Origin of the sequence: Streptomyces anulatus, from assembly GCF_000721175.1 — a bacterium.
In the GTDB taxonomy this organism is placed as follows: Bacteria; Actinomycetota; Actinomycetes; order Streptomycetales; family Streptomycetaceae; genus Streptomyces; species Streptomyces anulatus_C.
On sequence record NZ_JOEZ01000006.1, the window covers coordinates 1 to 19571 of the forward strand.

A 19571-nucleotide genomic window follows, 5' to 3' on the forward strand; every position below is an offset into this window, starting at 1 on the left:
GTAGATCTTCTTGGCCCCGGTCCGGGTCTCCGCGCCGTCCCGGCCGGTCCCCCCCCGGGGGTGCCGGACCCCGTGGCCGTGGCCATGGCGTCCGGCGCCCCCGGGAGTGTCCGACGGATCCCCTCGTCCTCTTTCCACCCCGGCTGTCAGTGGCCTGCGGTAGCTTCCGACGTACCGGGTGACGGATGCCACAGCGCGGCTGCGCGCGACAGGGGTGGAGCGATGAGCGATCTGACCGCGACGACGGCCAAAGGTGCGGCGGCGGGTGCCGAGGAGGCCGATGCCGCCGGGATCGAGAGCCGCCTGGAAGGGCACCGCACCGAGCTGACGGGGTACTGCTACCGGATGCTCGGATCCGCCTTCGAGGCCGAGGACGCGGTGCAGGACACCCTGGTCCGGGCCTGGCGCAGCTTCGACAGGTTCGAGGGCCGTTCCTCGCTGCGCTCCTGGCTGTACCGCATCGCCACCAACGTCTGCCTGGACATGCTGAAAGCGGGCAACAAGCGGGCCCGCCCGGTCGATCTGACGGGCCCGACCCCGCTCGCCCAGGCCGCGCTGAGCCCCCGCCCGGAGAACGTCTGGCTGGAGCCGATGCCCGACGGCCGGATCCTGCCCTCCGTCCAGGACCCGGCGGAGGCGGCCGTGGCGCGCGAGTCGGTGCGCCTGGCGTTCGTCGCCGCCCTGCAGCACCTGCCGCCCAAGCAGCGCGCCGTGCTGATCCTGCGCGAGGTCCTCGCCTGGAGGGCGGCGGAGGTCGCCGAACTGCTGGAGACCTCCGTCGCCTCGGTCAACAGCGCCCTGCAGCGGGCCCGGGCCACGCTGACCGAGACGGAGAGCCGGCCGGGCGATGCGGCGGACCCGCTCGACGAGGAGCAGCAGAAGCTCCTGGAGCGCTATGTGAAGGCGTTCGAGGGGTATGACATGGCGGCTCTGACCGCGCTGCTCCACGAGGACGCGGTGATGACGATGCCGCCGTTCGACCTGTGGCTTCGGGGCACCGGGGACATCACGGGTTTCATGACCTCCATCGGCGCGGCCTGCGCGGGCTCCAAGCTGGTGCCCGTCTCGGCCAACGGCTCCCCCGCCTTCGCGCACTACAAGCCCGCCGAGGACGGGGACGGGTTCGTGCCGTGGGCGGTCCAGGTCATCGACGTCCAGGACGGGGCGATCAGCGGGATGCACTGCTTCCTGGACGTCCCGCGCTGGTTCCCGCTGTTCGGCCTCCCGGACCGGCTGCCGGCGGACGCGTAGGACTACGCCGGCCGGGCCCTGAACCCCGCGAGACACCCGGGGGTTCCGGGCCCGGCCGGCGGCCGTGCGTACGTCACGTCAGCGCGGGTCCGGCACCCGTTCCTCCGGGCCCTCCTCCAGGGCGACCACGTCGGCCAGCCCCACCAGGTCCAGCAGCGCCCGGAGTTCGGGGGGCACACGGCGCAGCCGCAGCGTGCGTCCGGAGCGGCGGGCGACGAGCCCCAGCCGGGCCACCGCCTCGACAAGGGTCAGATCCGGCCGGATCACCCCGCCCACATCGCAGTCCACCGCCGCACCCGGGGCGAGGGCGGCTCCACGGGGGCCGGCCAGAGCACGCTCCAGCTCGGCGCAGAGGTCGGGTACGACGGCACGGCTGACCCGGCCGGTCACAGTCAGGGCGATCGGATTCTCGGCATCCACACCAGGCAGACCGCAGCGGCGGGCGAAATTCATCGGCCCTCTCCGCGCGGGCCCGCCACGGAGGGGCCGTTTTGCGTCAAATCCGTTTTCCCTGTGCTCCCTCCGTGAACCGATCCCCCCAGCCTTCCCTCTAGTTCGGTGAACCGACGGCCGCTGCGGTCATTCCTGCGTCTCTGCGGACCGGCGGTTGAGGAACCATCGAGTTCTCCAGGGGGAGAGTTGCGCAGACACGTGAGAAACGCGTGCATACCGGCGGTCGCCACAGCCGTGGCCGTGGCACTGGCGGCGGGCATGACCCAGACCGCCGTCGCCCAGCCGGATCCGAGGGGGGCGTCCGGCATCCGGGCCCAGGACCGGGACCAGGAAGGGGAGTTGCGTCATCTGACCCTCGTCACCGGCGACCGGGTCACCGTCGACGCCCAGGGCAGGCCGGTCGCCTTCCGGCCCGCGAAGGGCCGGGAGAACATCCCGGTCCAGCGGATGAGCAACAAGGGGCACACCCTCGTCGTCCCGGCCGACGCCCACCGGCTGATCGTCTCCGGCAAGCTCGACCGACGGCTGTTCGACGTCACCGAGCTGAGCCGCCCGGAGAACCTCCGGGCCCAGCGGGACGGCCTGAAGCTGATCGTCGGCTACCGGGGCAAGCAGGCCGCCGCCGCGAAGGCGCAGGTCCGCGACGCCGGCTCCACCGAGGTCGGCCGGAGCCTCACCTCACTGAACGCCGAGTCGGTGACCACACCGACCGCCGACGCCCCGGCCATCTGGAAGGCGCTCACCGACCGGCGCGCGGGGGGTGAGCGGGTCACCACCGCGGCCGGGATCGACCGGGTCTGGCTGGACGGGGTGCGCCGGGCGAGCCTCGACAGGAGCGTCGCGCAGATCGGCGCGCCGGCGGCCTGGAAGGCGGGCTTCACCGGGAAGGGCGTCAAGATCGCGGTCCTGGACACCGGGACGGACACCACTCACCCCGACCTCAAGGGCCAGATCCTGGCGGAGAAGAACTTCAGCGCCGCGAAGGACACCAAGGACCGGGTCGGCCACGGCACGCACGTCGCGTCGATCGCGGCGGGCACCGGTGCCAAGTCGGGCGGGAAGTTCAAGGGCGTGGCCCCGGACGCCAAGCTGCTCGCGGGCAAGGTGCTCGACGACGACGGGTACGGCGAGGACTCCGGCATCCTGGCCGGAATGGAGTGGGCGGTCGCCCAGGGCGCCGACATCGTCAATCTGAGCCTCGGCGGGAGCGACACCCCGGAGGTGGACCCGCTGGAGGCGGCGGTCGACAAGCTGTCGGCCGAGAAGGGCGTGCTGTTCGCCATCGCCGCGGGCAACGAGGGCGACGGCGCCGGCACCGTCGGCTCGCCCGGCAGCGCGAACGCCGCGCTGACCGTGGGCGCGGTCGACGACAAGGACCGGCTGGCGGACTTCTCCAGCCGGGGCCCGCGGGTCGGGGACGGGGCGATCAAGCCCGATGTGACGGCCCCCGGTGTGGACACCACGGCGGCCATCCCGCCCGGCTCGCTGATCGCGCGGGAGGTGGGCGAGAAGCCCGCCGGCTACGCGACGATCTCGGGCACGTCGATGGCCACCCCGCATGTCGCGGGCGCGGCCGCCCTGCTCAAGCAGCAGCACCCCGACTGGTCGTACACGGAGCTGAAGGGCGCGCTGACCGCGTCCACGAAGCCCGGCGCGTACAACCCGTTCCAGCAGGGCTCCGGCCGGATCGCGGTGGACCGTGCCCTCGCCCAGACCGTCGTCGCCGACCCGGTCTCGGTGAGCTTCGGGGTGCAGCAGTGGCCGCACACCGACGACAAGCCGGCCACCGAGACCGTCGCCTACCGCAACCTCGGCACGAGCGACGTCACCCTCGGTCTGAAGGTGACGGGCACGGGACCGAAGGGCAAGCCCGCTCCGGCCGGCTTCTTCACGCTCGGCGCGGACCGGGTCACCGTCCCCGCGGGTGGTACGGCGGAGGTGACGCTGACCGCCGACACCCGGCTCGGCGGCACCGCCGACGGCACGTACTCCGCGTATCTGGTGGCCACCGGCGGCGGGCAGACCGTGCGCACGGCCGCCGCGGTCGAGCGTGAGGTGGAGAGCTACGACCTCACGGTCAAGCACCTCGGACGGGACGGCCGTCCGGCCGCCTACGCGGACAGCACGCTCTACCGCTTCGACGCCGGGGAGGGCGACCCGTTCCTGAGCCCGCAGGTCGTCGACGGCACCGCGAAGATCCGGGTGCCCAAGGGCACGTACGTGGTCAACTCCACGGTCTACAGCGACCCGGACGACGTCACCAAGGGCGCCGACTGGATCGCCCGGCCCAAGGTCGCGGTCAGCAAGAACACCTCGCTGACGTTCGACGCCCGCAAGGCGAAGCCGGTGAACGTCACGGTGCCGGACACGAAGGCGAAGAGCCAGCTGTTCTCCCCGGACTACTCGGTGGAGTCGACGAACGACGCGGTGTCCTTCGGCTGGCTGATGGAGTCGCCGGCAGGCATCCGCACGCTCCACACCGGCCCGCAGATCACCGACGGTTCGCTCGCCCAGCACTGGTCGGGCACCTGGACCAAGGGCGCGTCGACCGAGTACGACATCGCGGTCGGCGGCAAGGTCAAGCAGCTCGCGACCGGCTACAGCCGGAAGTTCACCACCGGACAGCTGGCCAAGGTGAAGATCGCCATGGGCTCGGCCGCGCCGAAGAAGAAGGGTGAGATCACCGCCTGGCCTTTCCTGCCCACGCAGAACGGCAGCTGGGCCACCTCGATCCAGCAGAAGCTGCCCGGCACCCGCACGCTGTACCTCTCCACCGCGGACAAGGTGGCCTGGAGCTTCGACTTCAGCCAGCTGGGTCCGGTCGACGCGGACGGCTGGCCGACGTACGAGGCCAACTACCGGGTCGGCACGGAGGCGAAGTACAAGGCGGGCAAGACGTACACGAAGTCCGTGAACACCGCGGTGTTCGGGCCGCTGGTGAACGAGGACTTCGGCATCATCCGTGAGGGCAACGAGATCGGCGGCGTCCTCCCGCTGCTGGCGGACGGCCGGGGCAACGCGGGCGGGATCGCGCTCTCGTCGGTCAGGACCGTCCTGTACCGCAACGGCGAGAAGCTCGGCCAGAACAGCGATCCGCTGGCCGGCGAAGAGGTCTTCCGGGTACCGGCCGGCGCGGCCGACTACAAGCTGACGACCACGGTCAAGCACAGCGCGAAGGTCAGCCCCCTCTCCACCCGGGTGGACGCGGCCTGGACGTTCCGCTCGAAGAAGACCGAGTTCACGATGCTGCCCGTCTCCACCGTCCGGTTCACCCCGGCCGTGGGCGCCGACGGCCGGGTCAAGGCGGGCAAGACCGTCTCGGTGCCGGTGGAGGTGCAGGGCGCGGCCGCGGGCAAGAACCTGAAGTCGCTGAAGACGTACGTCAGTTACAACGGCGGCAAGACCTGGAAGAAGGTCACGGTCAAGAAGGGCAAGATCACCGTCAAGAACCCGGCGAAGGGCAAGGCGATCTCGTTCGCCGCCAAGGTCACCGACAAGAAGGGCAACACCTCGTCGGTGAAGATCTACAGCGCCTACCTGGGCAAGTGACCGGGCACGGCTGGTAGTTCACCCTCGCACGACGGCGGCCCGCCGCACGGATCCCCTCCGTGCGGCGGGCCGTCCGCGTGTCAGCTGACCGGGAGGACGCCGGTGTCGAGCACCAGACCGAACGGCTCGGGAAGGGTCAGCTTCCGTCCGTACTCGACCGTTTCCAGCACACGGTACGTACCACCCTCAGGCTCTCCGTAGAGCGTCGCGGTCGGGCGGCCGGAGTGCCAGGGGTCGAGGAGCAGGAACAGCTCCACCCCGGCCTTGGCGTAGCCGTTCACCTTGCTGACGCGGTCGTGGTTGGCGTTGGCGCGGGAGGTGATCTCCACGACGAGCCGGGCCTCCTCGGCGGGCACGGTGCTGCCCGGCCCGGAGGCGGTGGCGCGGTCCACGACGACGAGGTCGGGGATGTAGATCCCGCTCCGCCCCGGCAGCGAGAGGCCGAGGGTCTGGTAGACCTCCCAGTCCTCCGGGATGACGGTGTAGAGCCTGCGCTGGAGCAGCGCAGCGGTGGTGTTGTGGTCCTTGGACGGCGGCGGCGACACGGTGACGATCTCCTCGATGATCTCCACCTTGCAGCCCTCGGGTGCGTCCGTCTCCTCCCAGATCCGGACGAGGTCGTCCCAGTCCTGGCCGGGGCCCGGCACGGGTTCGACGGTGAGTGCGCTCATGGCGGTCTCCTCTATCGGTACGTCACCGAGTCCAGCATGCCGAACGGGACCGGCGGCAGTCCACCGGTCCCGTTCACCCGTACGAGGAAAGCCCAGGTCAGGCGATACGTTCCCGCACCACCGGCAGGGGTGCGAACGACGTACCGGCCGGGGAGATGTCGTACGCCTCCGGCAGCGCCTTCAGCGCGTAGTCGAACTTCTCGGGGGTGTCCGTGTGCAGTGTCATCAGGGGCTGGCCCTCGGTGACGGTGTCGCCGGGCTTGGCGTGCAGCTCGACGCCCGCACCCGCCTGCACCGGGTCCTCCTTGCGGGCGCGGCCCGCGCCCAGGCGCCAGGCGGCGACGCCGACGTCGTAGGCGTCCAGACGGGTCAGGACGCCGGAGGAGCGCGCGGTCACCACGTGCTGCTCGCGGGCGACGGGGAGCGTGGCGTCCGGGTCGCCGCCCTGGGCGGAGATCATCCGGCGCCAGACGTCCATCGCGGAGCCGTCGGCGAGAGCCTTCTCGGGGTCGGCGTCCTTGAGGCCCGCCGCGTCCAGCATCTCGCGGGCGAGGGCGAGGGTGAGGTCGACGACGTCCCTCGGGCCGCCGCCGGCCAGCACCTCGACCGACTCGCGGACCTCCAGCGCGTTGCCCGCGGTGAGGCCGAGCGGGGTGGACATGTCGGTGAGCAGCGCGACCGTGCGCACACCGCTGTCGGTGCCGAGCGCGACCATGGTGGAGGCCAGCTCGCGGGCGTCCTCGATGGTCTTCATGAAGGCGCCGGAGCCGACCTTGACGTCCAGGACGAGCGCGCCGGTGCCCTCGGCGATCTTCTTGGACATGATGGAGCTGGCGATCAGCGGGATCGCCTCGACGGTGCCGGTGACATCGCGCAGCGCGTACAGCTTCTTGTCGGCGGGGGCGAGCCCGTCACCGGCGGCGCAGATGACCGCGCCGGTGCTCTCGAGGACGTGCAGCATCTCCGCGTTGGAGATGTGGGCCCGCCAGCCGGGGATGGACTCCAGCTTGTCCAGGGTGCCGCCGGTGTGACCGAGGCCCCGGCCGCTGAGCTGCGGCACGGCCGCACCGCAGGCCGCGACCAGCGGGGCGAGCGGCAGGGTGATCTTGTCGCCGACGCCGCCGGTGGAGTGCTTGTCGGTGGTGGGGCGGGAGAGCGCTCGGAAGTTCATCCGCTCGCCGGAGGCGATCATCGCGGCGGTCCAGCGGGCGATCTCGGTGCGGTTCATCCCGTTGAGCAGGATCGCCATGGCGAGGGCGGACATCTGCTCGTCGGCGACCTCGCCGCGGGTGTACGCGTCGATGACCCAGTCGATCTGCTCGGGGGTCAGCTCGCCTCGGTCCCGCTTGGTGCGGATGACGGAGATGGCGTCCATGGGAATCCTTCCGGCCGGTGCGTACGCAAGAGTTCCAACGACTCTACGCGCATAGAGAGAGGAAAGAGCGGTGGCCCTTCCGCGAACAGGGAAGGGCCACCGCCGGGAGGTACGGGGTTCAGCCGAGGTGCTGCGGGCCGAACGACTGGGGCAGCATCTCGTCCAGCGTGCGCCGCCCGTCGGGCGTCTCCAGGACGAGTTCCGGCCCGCCGAACTCGTACAGCAGCTGGCGGCACCTGCCGCACGGCACCAGGATCGCCCCGGTGCCGTCCACGCAGGTGAAGTGGGTCAGCCGGCCGCCGCCGGTGGCCTGGAGCGTGGAGACCAGACCGCATTCGGCGCAGAGCGAGAGGCCGTAACTGGCGTTCTCCACGTTGCAGCCGGTGATCGTGCGGCCGTCGTCCACCCGGGCGGCGACACCGACCGGGAAGCCCGAGTAGGGGGCGTACGCACGGGACATGGCGTCCCGGGCCGCGCCCCGCAGGGCCTCCCAGTCGGCCTCGCCGAAGGCGCCGGCGGCCGACCGGTCGCCGGCGGCGGGCGGCGGGGTCACTTGCCCTCGCCCTTGCGGTACCGCATGCCGTCCGCCTTCGGCATACGTAGCCGCTGTGCGGAGAGCGAGAGCACGAGCAGCGTGACGATGTACGGCGTGGCGCTGACGAACTCGGTCGGCACGGTGTCCGTGGCGAGGTACCAGACCAGGACCACCGCGGCGATGCCTCCGCTGATCGCGCCGGGCACGAACTTCTTGCGGTAGAGCTTCCAGGCCGCGAGCACGGCCAGCACCACCACGAGGAGGAGCAGCAGCGCGTGGACGGAGTCGCCGCCGTTGCGGAGCTGGAGCGCGTCGGCGAAGCCGAACAGGCCCGCGCCCATGGCGAGACCGCCGGGCCGCCAGTTACCGAAGATCATCGCCGCGAGGCCGATGTAGCCGCGGCCACCGGTCTGGCCCTCGTTGTAGATGTGCGAGGTGACCAGGGAGAGGAAGGCCCCGCCGAGTCCGGCGAGCCCGCCGGAGGCGATCACCGCGATGTACTTGTAGCGGTAGACGTTCACCCCGAGCGACTCGGCGGCCACGGGGTTCTCGCCGGCCGAGCGCAGCCGCAGACCGAAGGCCGTCTTCCACAGGATGAAGAAGGTGGCGACGAAGAGCGCCAGGGCCACCAGCGTCAGCACGGAGACGTTGGTGATCAGACCACCGACGACGCCTGCCACGTCGGAGACGAAGAACCAGTGGTGCTGCTCCACCGAGTGCAGCCAGTCCGAGACGCCCGGGAGCGTCACGGTGGTGATGTCCTCGGCGGGTGGTGACTGTTTGGGGCTTCCGCCCTTCGTCGCCGCCTCACCGGTGTTGAACCAGAGCTTGGCGAAGTAGGTGGTGAAGCCGAGCGCCAGGATGTTGATGGCGATACCGGAGATGATGTGGTCGACACCGAAGGTGACGGTGGCGACAGCGTGCAGCAGTCCGCCGAGCATGCCGCCGATGACGCCGGCGAGCACGCCGATCCACGGGTTCGTCTGCCAGCCCGCCCAGGCGCCGAAGAAGGTGCCAAGGATCATCATTCCTTCGAGGCCGATGTTGACCACACCGGCCCGCTCGGACCAGAGGCCGCCGAGACCGGCGAGGCCGATCGGCACGGCCATGGCCAGCGCGGCGCTGATCTGGCCCGCCGAGGTGACGTCCTGCGCGCCGGTGATCGCGCGCACCGCGGAGAGCGCGAGGAGTGCGCCCGCGACGATCAGCAGGATGACGGGGAGGGAGAACCGTGTTCGGCCGCCCTTGCCACCGGAGACCTTGGGGGCCGCGGGCGGCGGAGTGGAAGTCGCCGTGGCGGTCACGCCGACACCTCCTGCTGGTCGGAGTTACGGGCCTGAGCGGCGAGCTCCTCGCCGACCTTGCTCTGCTGACGCTTGATGCCGTAGCGGCGGACGACCTCGTAGGCGATGACGACGCACAGGACGATGACGCCCTGGATGACGCCGACGATCTCCTTGTCGTACCCCTCGAACTCCAGCTTTCCGGTACCGCGCTCCAGGAAGCCCCACAGCAGCGCGCCGAGCGCGATGCCCACGGGGTGGTTGCGGCCCAGGAGGGCGATGGCGATGCCGGTGAAGCCGATACCGATCGGGAAGTCGCCGCTGTACTCGTAACTGTCGTTGAGCAGCGTCGGCATGCCGATCAGGCCGGCCATCGCGCCGGAGATGACCATCGAGGTGACGACCATCTTCTTGACGTTGACGCCGCTGGCCTGCGCCGCGGAGCCGGACTGGCCGACGGTACGCAGATCGAAGCCGAACCGGGTGCGTGAGAGCACGAACCAGTAGGCGACGCCCGCGAGGGCCGCGATCACGATGAAGCCCCAGATCGGGGTCGGCGTGGTCGGGATCTCGAAGAAGTGCGAGGACTCCGGGATCGGCTTGGTGGAGATTTTCGTTCCGGCCTGGTCCAGGTGACCGAGGCGGCCCTGCTGGAGCAGGTAGCCGATGATGGCCGTCGCGATGGCGTTCAGCATGATCGTCGAGACGACCTCGCTGACGCCCCGGGTGACCTTGAGGACACCGGCGATACCGGCCCACATGGCGCCGACGATCATCGCCGTGAGGATGATCAGCGGGATCTGGAGAACACCTGGCAGGGTCAGCGCGCCGCCGAGGGCGGCGGCGAAGAAGGCCGCCAAGCGGTACTGGCCGTCCACGCCGATGTTGAACAGGTTCATCCGGAAGCCGACGGCCACCGCGAGGCCCGCGAGGTAGTAGGTCGTCCCCTTGTTGAGGATGTAGACCTGGCTGTCCGCCTTCAGCCCGTAGTCGAACATGATGCCGAAGGCGCTGAACGGTTCCTTGCCGGTGGCCGCCAGTACGAGGGCGGTCACGAGGAACGCGACCACGATCGCCAGTACCGGGGCCGCGATGCCCAGGAGCAGCCGGTCCTTGTCGAACTTCTTCATCGGTCCTCTCCCCCGTCCCGGGGGTCGGTGTCGGCACCCGCGTCCGGTGCTTCGAGATGCCCCGAGGCCGCACCGGTCATCGCCGAGCCGAGCTCTTCCGGGGTGATGGTCGCGGGGTCGGCGTCCGCGACCAGGCGGCCGCGGTACATGACCCGCAGGGTGTCGGACAGGCCGATCAGCTCGTCCAGGTCCGCCGAGATCAGCAGGACGGCGAGCCCTTCACGGCGCGCCTCGCGGATCTGGTCCCAGATCTGCGCCTGCGCGCCGACGTCCACACCACGGGTGGGGTGGGCGGCGATCAGGAGCTTGGGCGCGTGGCTCATCTCCCGGCCGACGATCAGCTTCTGCTGGTTGCCGCCGGACAGGGACGCCGCGGTGACCTCGATGCCGGGGGTCCGGACGTCGTACTCGCGCACGATGCGCTCGGTGTCGGCACGGGCCGCGCTGTTGTCCAGCAGCCAGCCGCGGCTGTTGGGCTTCTCGGTGACGTGCCCGAGGATGCGGTTCTCCCAAAGAGGAGCGTTCAGCAACAGGCCGTGGCGGTGGCGGTCCTCGGGGATGACGGCCATGCCGTCCTCGCGGCGCTTGCGGGTGGCGGTGCGCGAGATGTCGACGCCGTCCAGGGTGAGGACGCCGTGGTCGAGGTGGCGCATGCCCATGATCGAGTCGACCAGCTCGGACTGCCCGTTGCCCTCGACTCCCGCGATGCCGAGGACCTCGCCCTTGCGGATGGTGAAGGTGATGCCGTCCAACACGACGCGCACGACGCCGTCCGGGTCGGTGACGGTGAGCCTCAGGTCCTCGACTGTCAGCATCGGAATGTCGGTGACGGTCGACTCGCGGGTCTCCGGCGAGGGCAGCTCGCTGCCCACCATCAGCTCCGCGAGCTGCTTGGTCGTGGTGTTCGCGGGGTCCGCGGTGCCCACCGTCGTACCGCGCCGGATCACCGTGATCTCGTCCGCGACGGAGAGCACCTCGCCCAGCTTGTGCGAGATGAAGATGACGGTGAGGCCCTCGGCCTTGAGCTCGCGCAGGTTGTCGAAGAGCGCGTCGACCTCCTGCGGCACGAGCACGGCGGTCGGCTCGTCGAGGATCAGGGTGCGGGCGCCCCGGTAGAGGACCTTGAGGATCTCCACCCGCTGCCGGTCGGCGACCCCGAGGTCCTCGACCATGGCGTCCGGGCGGACCCCGAGGCCGTACGCGTCCGAGATCTCCTTGATCTTGGCGCGGGCGCGGCCACCGATCCCGTACAGCTTCTCGGAGCCGAGGACGACGTTTTCCAGGACCGTGAGGTAGTCGGCGAGCATGAAGTGCTGGTGCACCATGCCGATCCCGCGGTCGATGGCGTCGCCGGGGTTGTCGAACGAGACCTGCTCGCCGTCGACCGTGATGGTTCCCTCGTCCGGCTTCTGCATGCCGTAGAGGATCTTCATCAGGGTGGACTTCCCGGCGCCGTTCTCGCCGACGAGGGCGTGCACGGTGCCGCGGCTCACGGTGATGTCGATGTCGTGGTTGGCCACGACCCCGGGGAATCGTTTGGTGATGCCGCGGAGCTCTACGGCATGAGGACTGCTGGACGCTTTGATGACGCACTCTCCTTGACAGGAGCGGAGGGCGGAAGGAGGGGGAGGCCGGCACTGCCGCCATCGGGGGCGGGGCGAGGAGGACGTGGCGTGGGCGTGGCGGGTGGGGTGCGAAAGTACCGCGTCCGACGGAAGCTACGCGCGTAGCGCCACTGATCGGCCGCCCGGTCGGCGAGTGGGCGGCGGACACCTACCCGCATACAGGGCAACCCGGCGAGGGCGGGTACGTGCATCGGGGCCCGGAGATGCGACCGAAGCCGCGCTCCCGGACCCCGATGTCTACGAACCGGTCAGGTCGTGGTCTTGACCTTGATGGAGCCGTCGACGATCTTCTTCTTCGCCTCGTCGATCTTGGCCTGGATGTCGCTGAGGTGGCCACCGGTGGTGGTCAGGCTGACACCGTCCTCGGCCAGCGAGTAGGACTGGGTGCCGGACAGGGGCTTGCCCTCGTCGACCGACTTGATGAGGTCGAAGACACCGCTGTCGACGTTCTTGACGACGGAGGTCATGATCGTCTCGGAGTACTTCGACAGGGCCGGGTCCTTGGCCTGGTCAGAGTCGACGCCGATGGACCAGGCGCCCTTCTTGCCGGCCACGGCCTCGATCGCACCGGCGCCGGAGCCGCCCGCGGCGGCGAAGATCACGTCGGCGCCCTTGTCGAGCATGCCCTTGGCGGCGGCCTTGCCCTTGTCGGGGCTGCCGAAGCCGGACAGGTCCGAGCCCGTGGACAGGTACTGGATCTGCACCTTGGCCTTCGGGTCCGTGTCCGTCACGCCCTGCTGGAAGCCCGCGGCGAACTTCTTGATCAGCGGCAGGTCGACGCCGCCGATGAAGCCGACCTGGCCGTCCTTGGACTTCAGCGCCGCCGCGACACCGGCCAGGTAGGAACCCTGCTCCTCGGTGAAGACGATGGAGGCCACGTTCTTGGCGTCGGAGACCGAGTCGATCAGGCCGAACGTGGTGTCCGGGTGCGACTTGGCGACCTTCGCGATCGCGTCCGAGTAGGCGAAGCCGACCCCGATGACCGGGTTGTAGCCGCCCTCGGCGAGCGAGGTGAGGCGCTGCTCACGGTCGGCCGGGGTCTCGCCGCTCTTGGCGGTGAGCTCCTTGGTCTCGGCGCCGAGGTCGGCCTTGGCCTTGTCGAGGCCACGGGCCGCGGAGTCGTTGAAGGAGTTGTCCCCCCGACCGCCGACGTCGTAGGCCATGCCGACCTTGAGCTTGCCTTCGGAGTCACTGGACTCGGTGGACGACTCGCCGCACGACGTGGCGGTGAGCGCGAGGGCCGCGGCGACTGCACACGCGGCGGTGATCTTGGATACCCGGCGCACGAGGAGGGTCCCTTCAGACTGGCCGAAAGCGCCTCTTCCGGCGCTGGTTTCGCGGCGATCGTAACGCGCGTAGATATCTGTTTAGCCCCAGTTCATGAGTCGTTACCAGATCGAAGCGCGAGGCCGCCCGGAGACGGTGGGCCTCACTTTCAGGGCCTGACCGAGCTTCGCCCGGCACCAGGTTCGACGCGGGTGCCGTGAGCATCCGCCAAGAACGTGCCCTTCTCGCAGTGCGAGCCTGCTCAACGCGCTCCGTCGAACAGTGCCGCGGCGGTGAACAGCTCGACCCCCACGGTGATGGCTTCCTCGTCCACGTCGAAGTTGCCGCGGTGCAGATCGAGCCCGCGCGTGTCGCCCGGGGTCCGGACGCCGAGGCGGGCCATCGCGCCGGGCACCTGCTCCAGGTACCAGGAGAAGTCCTCGCCGCCCAGGCTCTGCTCGGTGTCCTCGATCGCGTACGATCCGCGGCGCTCAGTCATCGCGGCGTCCAGCAGGCCGATGCTCTCGGCGTCGTTCACCACGGGCGGCACACCGCGTACGTAGTTGATGACGGACTTGGCCCGGTGCATTCCGGCCACCTCGTCCACGGCGGCGTGCACCAGGTCCGCGGCCTCGCGCCAGGCGTCCAGATTCAGGCAGCGGACGGTGCCGGACAGTTCGGCGTGCTGCGGGATGACATTGGGGGCGTGCCCGGTCTCCAGCCGCCCCCAGGTCAGCGCGAGCCCGGAGCGGGCGTCGACCCGGCGGGCGAGCAGCGCGGGCACGTCGACGGCGATCCTGGCGGCGGCGGTGACAAGGTCGGTGGTCAGGTGCGGCCGGGCGGTGTGCCCGCCGGGTCCGTCGAGCGTGATCTCCAGCCGGTCGCAGGCCGAGGTGATGGCCCCGATCCGCAGCCCGATCCGCCCGACGTCCACCTTCGGGTCGCAGTGCACGCCGATGATCCGCCCGACGCCTTCCAGCACCCCGGACGCGATCGCGTCGACCGCACCGCCGGGGAGGACCTCCTCGGCGGGCTGGAAGATCAGCCGCACGGCGTTGGGCAGCAGCCCCTGCCGGTCGAGCCCGGCGAGCACGAGTCCCGCCCCGAGCACGGTGGTGGTGTGCACGTCGTGCCCGCAGGCGTGCGCCCGGTCGGGCACGGTGGACCGGTAGGGCACGCCCGCCTTGGTGTCCGGGATCGGCAGCGCGTCGATGTCCGCCCGCAACGCCAGCATGGGCGTCACCCCGTCCCACTCCCCCACGTCACACATGAGCCCGGTCCCGACGGCGAGAACCTTCGGCTTCAGCCCGGCCTTCTCCAGCCGGTCCTTGATGGCGGCGGTGGTACGGAACTCCTGGTTGCCGAGCTCGGGATGCATGTGCAGATCCCGGCGGAAGGCGATCAGCTCAGCACGGAGTTCGTCGGAGAGCCTGCCGGGCAGCGCACCCCCGGACTGGCCGGCCGGGTGGTGGGGGCGGGAGGCGCGGGACTTCAACTGGTTCACCTTATGAAGCGTAGGCCCCTTGCCCCCTCAACTGGCCACAGATCAACAAAACTTCAGCCGCTCAGGCGAACAAATTTCCTGTGAGGACGTGTGACGCTGAGTGGTTTCGGGTATACCAGTTCGCCTTTCGGGCCCGGGTCCGCGCCCGTGCGGGCGTAGCCCTCACGTCGCCACCGACGACAGTCGCTGCACCCCCCGCGCCGTCTCCGTGACCCCGCTCAGGAAGCCCTGGGCGCGCGGTGAGGCCGTGGCGCGGAGCCATTCCGGGGCGATGTCGCAGACCGCGACGTTCACGCCCGTGCCGGCCAGGGCCAGCGGGAGGGTGTGGACGACCGTGGAGGGGAAGCTGACGATCGTGCGGCCGATGGGGCCCCGGCGGGCGATGAGTTCCAGCGGGAGGTCCGGGCGGACGATCTCCAGGCCGGTGGCGGCTTCCAGGGCGTGGAGCTTCTCGGCGGACTCGCGGCGGTGGGCGAAGTAGCGGGTGGCTCCGTGGGTGCGGGCCAGGGCCGTGACCGCCTCCTGGTAGGGGGCCGGGTCGACGACGCCGGTCTCGACCAGGGAGGTGCCGACCAGGTCCGCGCCCTTGCCGATGCTGGGCGGGCCGAAGCGGGCACGGGTCCAGGCGAAGGTGTTCGGGGTGACCGTGATGCCGGGCGGAGCCTCGACCGGCATCGCGGTGAACACCTCGACCGTGTGGTGCGCCGTCGGGGTGAAGCGGCGGCGGGCCGTGGCGGTGACCGGGGCCAGGACCAGTTCGCGTGGTCCCGTGCGGCCCCGGCGGTGCCAGCGGGTCAGGCGCTCGCCCCGGGCCAGCTGGGCGACGAACTCCATGGTGGCCGTGCCGTCGTCGACCACGGTGAGGTGGTCGGCGCGGACCAGGGTCAGCAGGAGCTGGACGTAACGGGAGAACGGGTCGCCGATCACTATGTGGTCCGCGCGCCGGACCAGTCCTGCCAGGGCGCGCAGGGCCTTCAGGGGCGCGCCGGAGTCCCCGCGCGCCTCCTGCCAGCGGACGGCGATGCCCTCGTCGCGGGCCAGCTCCGCCATCCGGCGCAGCTGACCGCGCGACATCGGGTCGACCGGGGGGAGGACGACGACCGTGGTGTCGGCCGGGTCGTCTCCCCCCTGGGTGTGAACCCACTCCAGGACGTTCAGGAGCTGGACCGGGCTCTCGACGAAGGCGAGGTTCACCGGTCGGCGCTCAGACCGCGACCGGCTCGGGGGCCGGCGCGTTCTCGGTCTCGGCGACGACGCCCGCGACCCGGCGGAGCTTCTTCATCGGGCCGAGCTCGGACTCGTACACCTTCTTGACGCCGTCGCCGAGCGACTGCTCGATGGTGCGGATGTCGCGGACCAGGCGGGTCAGGCCCTGCGGCTCGACGGAGGCGGCCTGGTCGGAGCCCCACATGGCGCGGTCCAGGGTGATGTGGCGCTCGACGAACGTGGCGCCGAGCGCTACGGCCGCGAGGGTGGTCTGCAGGCCGGTCTCGTGGCCGGAGTAGCCGATCGGGACGTTCGGGTACTCCTGCTGGAGGGTGTTGATGACCCGGAGGTTCAGCTCCTCGGCCTTCGCCGGGTACGTCGAAGTGGCGTGGCAGAGAAGGATGTTGTCGCTGCCCAGGACCTCGACCGCGTGGCGGATCTGCTTCGGGGTCGACATGCCGGTGGAGAGGATCACCGTGCGGCCGGTGGCGCGCAGGGCACGCAGCAGCTCGTCGTCGGTGAGGGAGGCGGAGGCCACCTTGTGGGCGGGGACGTCGAACTTCTCCAGGAAGGCGACGGCCTCGGTGTCCCACGGGGACGCGAACCAGTCGATGCCGCGCTTGGCGCAGTGCTCGGCGATGGCGGTGTACTCGGCCTCGCCGAACTCGACGCGGTGGCGGTAGTCGATGTACGTCATCCGGCCCCAGGGGGTGTCGCGCTCGATGTCCCACTGGTCGCGCGGGGTGCAGATCTCCGGGGTGCGCTTCTGGAACTTGACGGCGTCGCAGCCGGCTTCGGCCGCCGCGTCGATCAGCGCGATGGCGTTGTCGAGGTCGCCGTTGTGGTTGATGCCGATCTCGCCCGTGATGTAGACGGGGTTGCCGGGGCCGGCGGTGCGGGTGCCGAAGGTGCGCAGGCGGGAGGTGCTCATCGTGGTGCTTCCTTACTTGGTGGGGACTGTGGGGTCAGGGGTGGTTTTGGTGGTGGTGAGGGTGGGGCCGAGCAACCAGGCCGCGATCTCGCGGATGGCGCCGTAGCCCCCGGGAGTGGTCGTGACGGCGCGCGCCGCGGCGCGTACCGAGTCGTGGGCGCTCGCGACGGCGACGGGCCAGCCGGCGAGCGAGAAGCACGGGAGGTCGTTGACGTCGTTGCCGACGTAGAGGACCCGGTCGGGTGCGATGGACTGCTCGTCGCACCACCGCTTCAGCGCCTCGTCCTTGCGGTCGATGCCGTGCAGGACGGGGATCTTGAGCTTGCGGGCCCTGGCCGCGACGACCGGGTTCTGCTCGGTGGAGAGGATCAGGAGCGGCACGCCGGCCTTGCGCAGGGCGGCGATGCCGAGTCCGTCGCCGCGGTGCACGGCGACCGTCTCGCGTCCCTCCGAGTCGATCATGACCCGGTCGTCGGTCTGGGTGCCGTCGAAGTCCAGGACGACCGCGTCCACGTCCGCGAGGGAGGGCAGCGGCGACGGGTCCAGGAGCGGGGCGAGCGCCCGGGCGCGGGCCAGGTCGTGCGGGTCGTCGATCTCCAGCACCCGCGCCGGGTCGGTGGGCACGAGGGCGGTGTGGCCGAAGAAGCGGTGGCGGTGGGTACGGAAGCCCGCCGCGTCCATCGCGTAGGCCGCGCCGGTCTCCAGGTAGTCCTGGGGGCGGTCCTGGCGGCGGGGACGTACGGACTTGTCGTGGTTGACGCCGTACGTTCCCTCCTCGACCGCGTGCCCGTCGCGCCAGACGAAGCCGTGGAACGGGGCGACCGTGACGGCCGTGTCCGCGCCTTCGTGGGCCACCGCCCTGGCGACGCCGTCGATGTCCTCGCGGGAGACGAACGGGCTGGTGCACTGGACGAGGAGGACCACGTCGACGCTCCGGGCGCGCTCCGCCTCGTAGACGTCCATCGCGTGCAGCACGGCCGCCTCGCTGGTCGCCGTGTCGCCCGCGATGGCGGCGGGGCGCTCGACGCAGTGCAGCCGGTGGGCGGCCTGGAGGTCGGCGGCGGCGCTCCGGGCGGCCTCGGCGATCGCCCCGTCGTCGGTGGTGACGACGACGTCGGTGACCTCGGGGGCGCCGAGTGCGGCGCGGACGGCGCGGGCGACCAGGGGGACGCCGCCGACCTCGGCGAGGTTCTTGGCGGGGACGCCCTTGGATCCGCCGCGGGCGGGGATCACGGCGAGGACGGTCGGGGTCATGGTGGCTGCTCCTGTAGTGGTGTTCACAGCTCGCCCATCCGGCGGATCACGGGGGCGACGCGCTGGACGCCCTGGCGGTAGGCGCCGCGCGCGGCGTTGCGGACGGTTTCGCGGACGGCGCCCCGGACCCGGCCGGCCTCCTGCGGTGCGGCCGCGCCGGGCAGGGGTGTGCCGTCGGGGGCCAGGTGGTGGCGGGCGAGGATGCCGGGCAGGTAGCCGGGGGCGGTGGCGGGTGTGTAGTACGGGGCCAGGGTCGGGAGCCGGCCGGTGTCGAGGAGGGCGGTGACCTTGGCGCGGGCGGTGTCGTAGGCGGTGCCGTACGAACCGTCGGCGGCGACGCCCTGGCCGGACAGCCACGCGCCGTCGGGCCGGGGCCGGTTCCCGCCGTCGAGCCGGTCCCAGGAGGTGAGGAGCCCGGAGCCGACGAAGTGGTGGTTGCCGAGGGCCTCCCGTACGCCGAGGTCGGTGAGGACGGCGGTCGGGATTCGGCGGTGCAGGGACTCCAGCGCGGCGGTCGAGGAGACGGTGACCAGGAGGTCGGTGCGGTCCAGGACCTCGCCCATGTGCCCGTACACCAGGCGGAAGTTGGGCGGAAGGCCGCCGGGCAGCTTCTGGGCGAGCTTCTGGTAGGGCAGTTCCTCGATGTGCGTGGTGTGCTCGCCCGGCTTGGAACGCAGCTTCAGCAGCACCTCGCGGCGCGGGTGCAGCCGGGCGTGCTCGACGAGCCGGCGGAGCAGGTACGTACGGTCGGCGCGGGAGGCCGGTACGGAGGGCTGGGCGGCGAACACCACGGTGTCGCGGCCCTCTTCGGGGCGGTACGGGGCTCCGCCGAGGAAGGGGAGCGCGGCCTCCGTGACGGCCGAGGCGTCGGCGCCCACGCCCTCGTACACGGCGCGGAAACGCTCCGCGTCGTGGGCCGAGTTGGCGAGGACGACGTCCGCCCCGTGGCGGAGCAGCAGCCCGTCGGCGAGCTTCTCGTAGACGACGCCCACGTATCCGGTGACGACGACGGGCCGGCGCGGCAGGTCGAGGGCGGCGAGACCGTGCAGCATGGCCTGGACGCCGCCGCCGACGAGCGCGAGGACGACGAGGTCGTAACCCTCGTCGCGCACGGTGTGCAGGAACTCGACCGCGGTGACCTCGCGGACCCGCTCGGCGTCGATCCCGACCTCGCCGACCTCCGCGAGCTGGCGGGGCGTCGGGGTGGCCCGGCCGCGCAGCAGCAGCCCGCTGACCTCGACGGGCCGCGCGTCCCGCCCGTCCGTGCCGGCGGTCAGGCGGCGCGCGGTGAGCGCGCCCCATTTCCACCGGGTGTCGGAGTCGGCGAGGACGGCGACCCGGAGCGCCGGTCGGGGCGCGGCGGGGGTTTCGGCCGGTTCGGCCTCATTGCTGGTACGTGGGGGCACGTCCTAGAAGTTAGGAAGGCATTTCGATGCGCGGCCCAACGTGATGGCAACAGATGGTTAACAGCGAGCCGACGATTGGGGGGCGAGCCCGAATGCGCCCTCAATTCCGGTTCCGCGCAAGGCGATTCACCT

Annotated in this window: 15 protein-coding genes; 2 read left to right on the forward strand and 13 right to left on the reverse strand. The window is 71.1% G+C overall.

Going from position 1 to position 19571, the window contains the following annotated elements; genetic code table 11:
- Positions 1–222 precede the first annotated feature (222 nt).
- Entirely contained in the window at positions 223–1251 is a 1029-nt protein-coding gene (locus IG90_RS0107520; protein ID WP_030579444.1) for a sigma-70 family RNA polymerase sigma factor, read from the forward strand.
- A 78-nt stretch (positions 1252–1329) separates the two neighbouring features.
- On the opposite strand, the gene IG90_RS0107525 is transcribed toward IG90_RS0107520, so the two are convergent.
- On the reverse strand, positions 1330–1704 hold the full coding sequence (locus tag IG90_RS0107525) for an STAS domain-containing protein (protein ID WP_030579447.1): 375 nt from the start codon (positions 1702–1704) through the stop codon (positions 1330–1332).
- Positions 1705–1962: 258 nt separating this feature from the next.
- On the opposite strand from IG90_RS0107525, the gene IG90_RS0107530 reads away from it, so the two are divergent.
- On the forward strand, positions 1963–5253 hold the full coding sequence (locus tag IG90_RS0107530; protein ID WP_051860064.1) for a S8 family peptidase: 3291 nt from the start codon (positions 1963–1965) through the stop codon (positions 5251–5253).
- A gap of 80 nt (positions 5254–5333) precedes the next feature.
- On the opposite strand, the gene IG90_RS0107535 is transcribed toward IG90_RS0107530, so the two are convergent.
- From IG90_RS0107535 to IG90_RS0107590, 12 genes are all read right to left on the reverse strand, one after another.
- Positions 5334–5924 (reverse strand): Uma2 family endonuclease, encoded by a 591-nt coding sequence (locus IG90_RS0107535; protein WP_030579452.1) that lies wholly within the window; start codon positions 5922–5924, stop codon positions 5334–5336.
- Positions 5925–6021: 97 nt separating this feature from the next.
- A complete protein-coding gene (locus tag IG90_RS0107540; RefSeq protein ID WP_030579455.1) occupies positions 6022–7299 on the reverse strand; it encodes a thymidine phosphorylase in 1278 nt (425 codons plus the stop codon).
- Between the two features lie 118 nt (positions 7300–7417).
- Positions 7418–7852, reverse strand: a complete 435-nt coding sequence (locus IG90_RS0107545; RefSeq protein ID WP_030579458.1) for a cytidine deaminase — start codon at positions 7850–7852, stop codon at positions 7418–7420.
- Complete coding sequence (locus tag IG90_RS0107550; RefSeq protein ID WP_030579462.1) at positions 7849–9138, reverse strand: ABC transporter permease; 1290 nt, start codon at positions 9136–9138, stop codon at positions 7849–7851. The genes IG90_RS0107545 and IG90_RS0107550 overlap by 4 nt, the downstream gene beginning before the upstream one ends.
- On the reverse strand, positions 9135–10247 hold the full coding sequence (locus IG90_RS0107555) for an ABC transporter permease (protein ID WP_030579466.1): 1113 nt from the start codon (positions 10245–10247) through the stop codon (positions 9135–9137). Before IG90_RS0107555 ends, IG90_RS0107550 begins: the two co-directional genes overlap by 4 nt.
- A complete protein-coding gene (locus IG90_RS0107560; RefSeq protein ID WP_030579469.1) occupies positions 10244–11833 on the reverse strand; it encodes an ABC transporter ATP-binding protein in 1590 nt (529 codons plus the stop codon). The genes IG90_RS0107555 and IG90_RS0107560 overlap by 4 nt, the downstream gene beginning before the upstream one ends.
- A gap of 287 nt (positions 11834–12120) precedes the next feature.
- Positions 12121–13158, reverse strand: coding sequence for a BMP family lipoprotein (locus IG90_RS0107565; RefSeq protein WP_030579472.1), 1038 nt, complete (start codon positions 13156–13158; stop codon positions 12121–12123).
- Positions 13159–13400: 242 nt separating this feature from the next.
- A complete protein-coding gene (locus IG90_RS0107570; protein WP_030579474.1) occupies positions 13401–14633 on the reverse strand; it encodes an amidohydrolase in 1233 nt (410 codons plus the stop codon).
- 171 nt (positions 14634–14804) lie between these two features.
- Positions 14805–15836 (reverse strand): hypothetical protein, encoded by a 1032-nt coding sequence (locus IG90_RS0107575; RefSeq protein ID WP_030579478.1) that lies wholly within the window; start codon positions 15834–15836, stop codon positions 14805–14807.
- A 10-nt stretch (positions 15837–15846) separates the two neighbouring features.
- Positions 15847–16779 (reverse strand): N-acetylneuraminate synthase family protein, encoded by a 933-nt coding sequence (locus IG90_RS0107580; RefSeq protein WP_006127058.1) that lies wholly within the window; start codon positions 16777–16779, stop codon positions 15847–15849.
- A 12-nt stretch (positions 16780–16791) separates the two neighbouring features.
- A complete protein-coding gene (locus IG90_RS0107585) occupies positions 16792–18033 on the reverse strand; it encodes an acylneuraminate cytidylyltransferase (RefSeq protein ID WP_030579481.1) in 1242 nt (413 codons plus the stop codon).
- 23 nt (positions 18034–18056) lie between these two features.
- Positions 18057–19439, reverse strand: coding sequence for a DUF6716 putative glycosyltransferase (locus IG90_RS0107590; protein WP_030579483.1), 1383 nt, complete (start codon positions 19437–19439; stop codon positions 18057–18059).
- Positions 19440–19571: the final 132 nt, after the last annotated feature.

Coding starts and splice junctions, on each gene's coding strand:
- IG90_RS0107520 (WP_030579444.1), top strand. CDS start 223: ATGAGCGATCTGACCGCGACGACGGCCAAAGGTGCGGCGGCGGGTGCC.
- IG90_RS0107525 (WP_030579447.1), bottom strand. CDS start 1,704: ATGAATTTCGCCCGCCGCTGCGGTCTGCCTGGTGTGGATGCCGAGAAT.
- IG90_RS0107530 (WP_051860064.1), top strand. CDS start 1,963: ATGACCCAGACCGCCGTCGCCCAGCCGGATCCGAGGGGGGCGTCCGGC.
- IG90_RS0107535 (WP_030579452.1), bottom strand. CDS start 5,924: ATGAGCGCACTCACCGTCGAACCCGTGCCGGGCCCCGGCCAGGACTGG.
- IG90_RS0107540 (WP_030579455.1), bottom strand. CDS start 7,299: ATGGACGCCATCTCCGTCATCCGCACCAAGCGGGACCGAGGCGAGCTG.
- IG90_RS0107555 (WP_030579466.1), bottom strand. CDS start 10,247: ATGAAGAAGTTCGACAAGGACCGGCTGCTCCTGGGCATCGCGGCCCCG.
- IG90_RS0107580 (WP_006127058.1), bottom strand. CDS start 16,779: ATGAGCACCTCCCGCCTGCGCACCTTCGGCACCCGCACCGCCGGCCCC.
- IG90_RS0107585 (WP_030579481.1), bottom strand. CDS start 18,033: ATGACCCCGACCGTCCTCGCCGTGATCCCCGCCCGCGGCGGATCCAAG.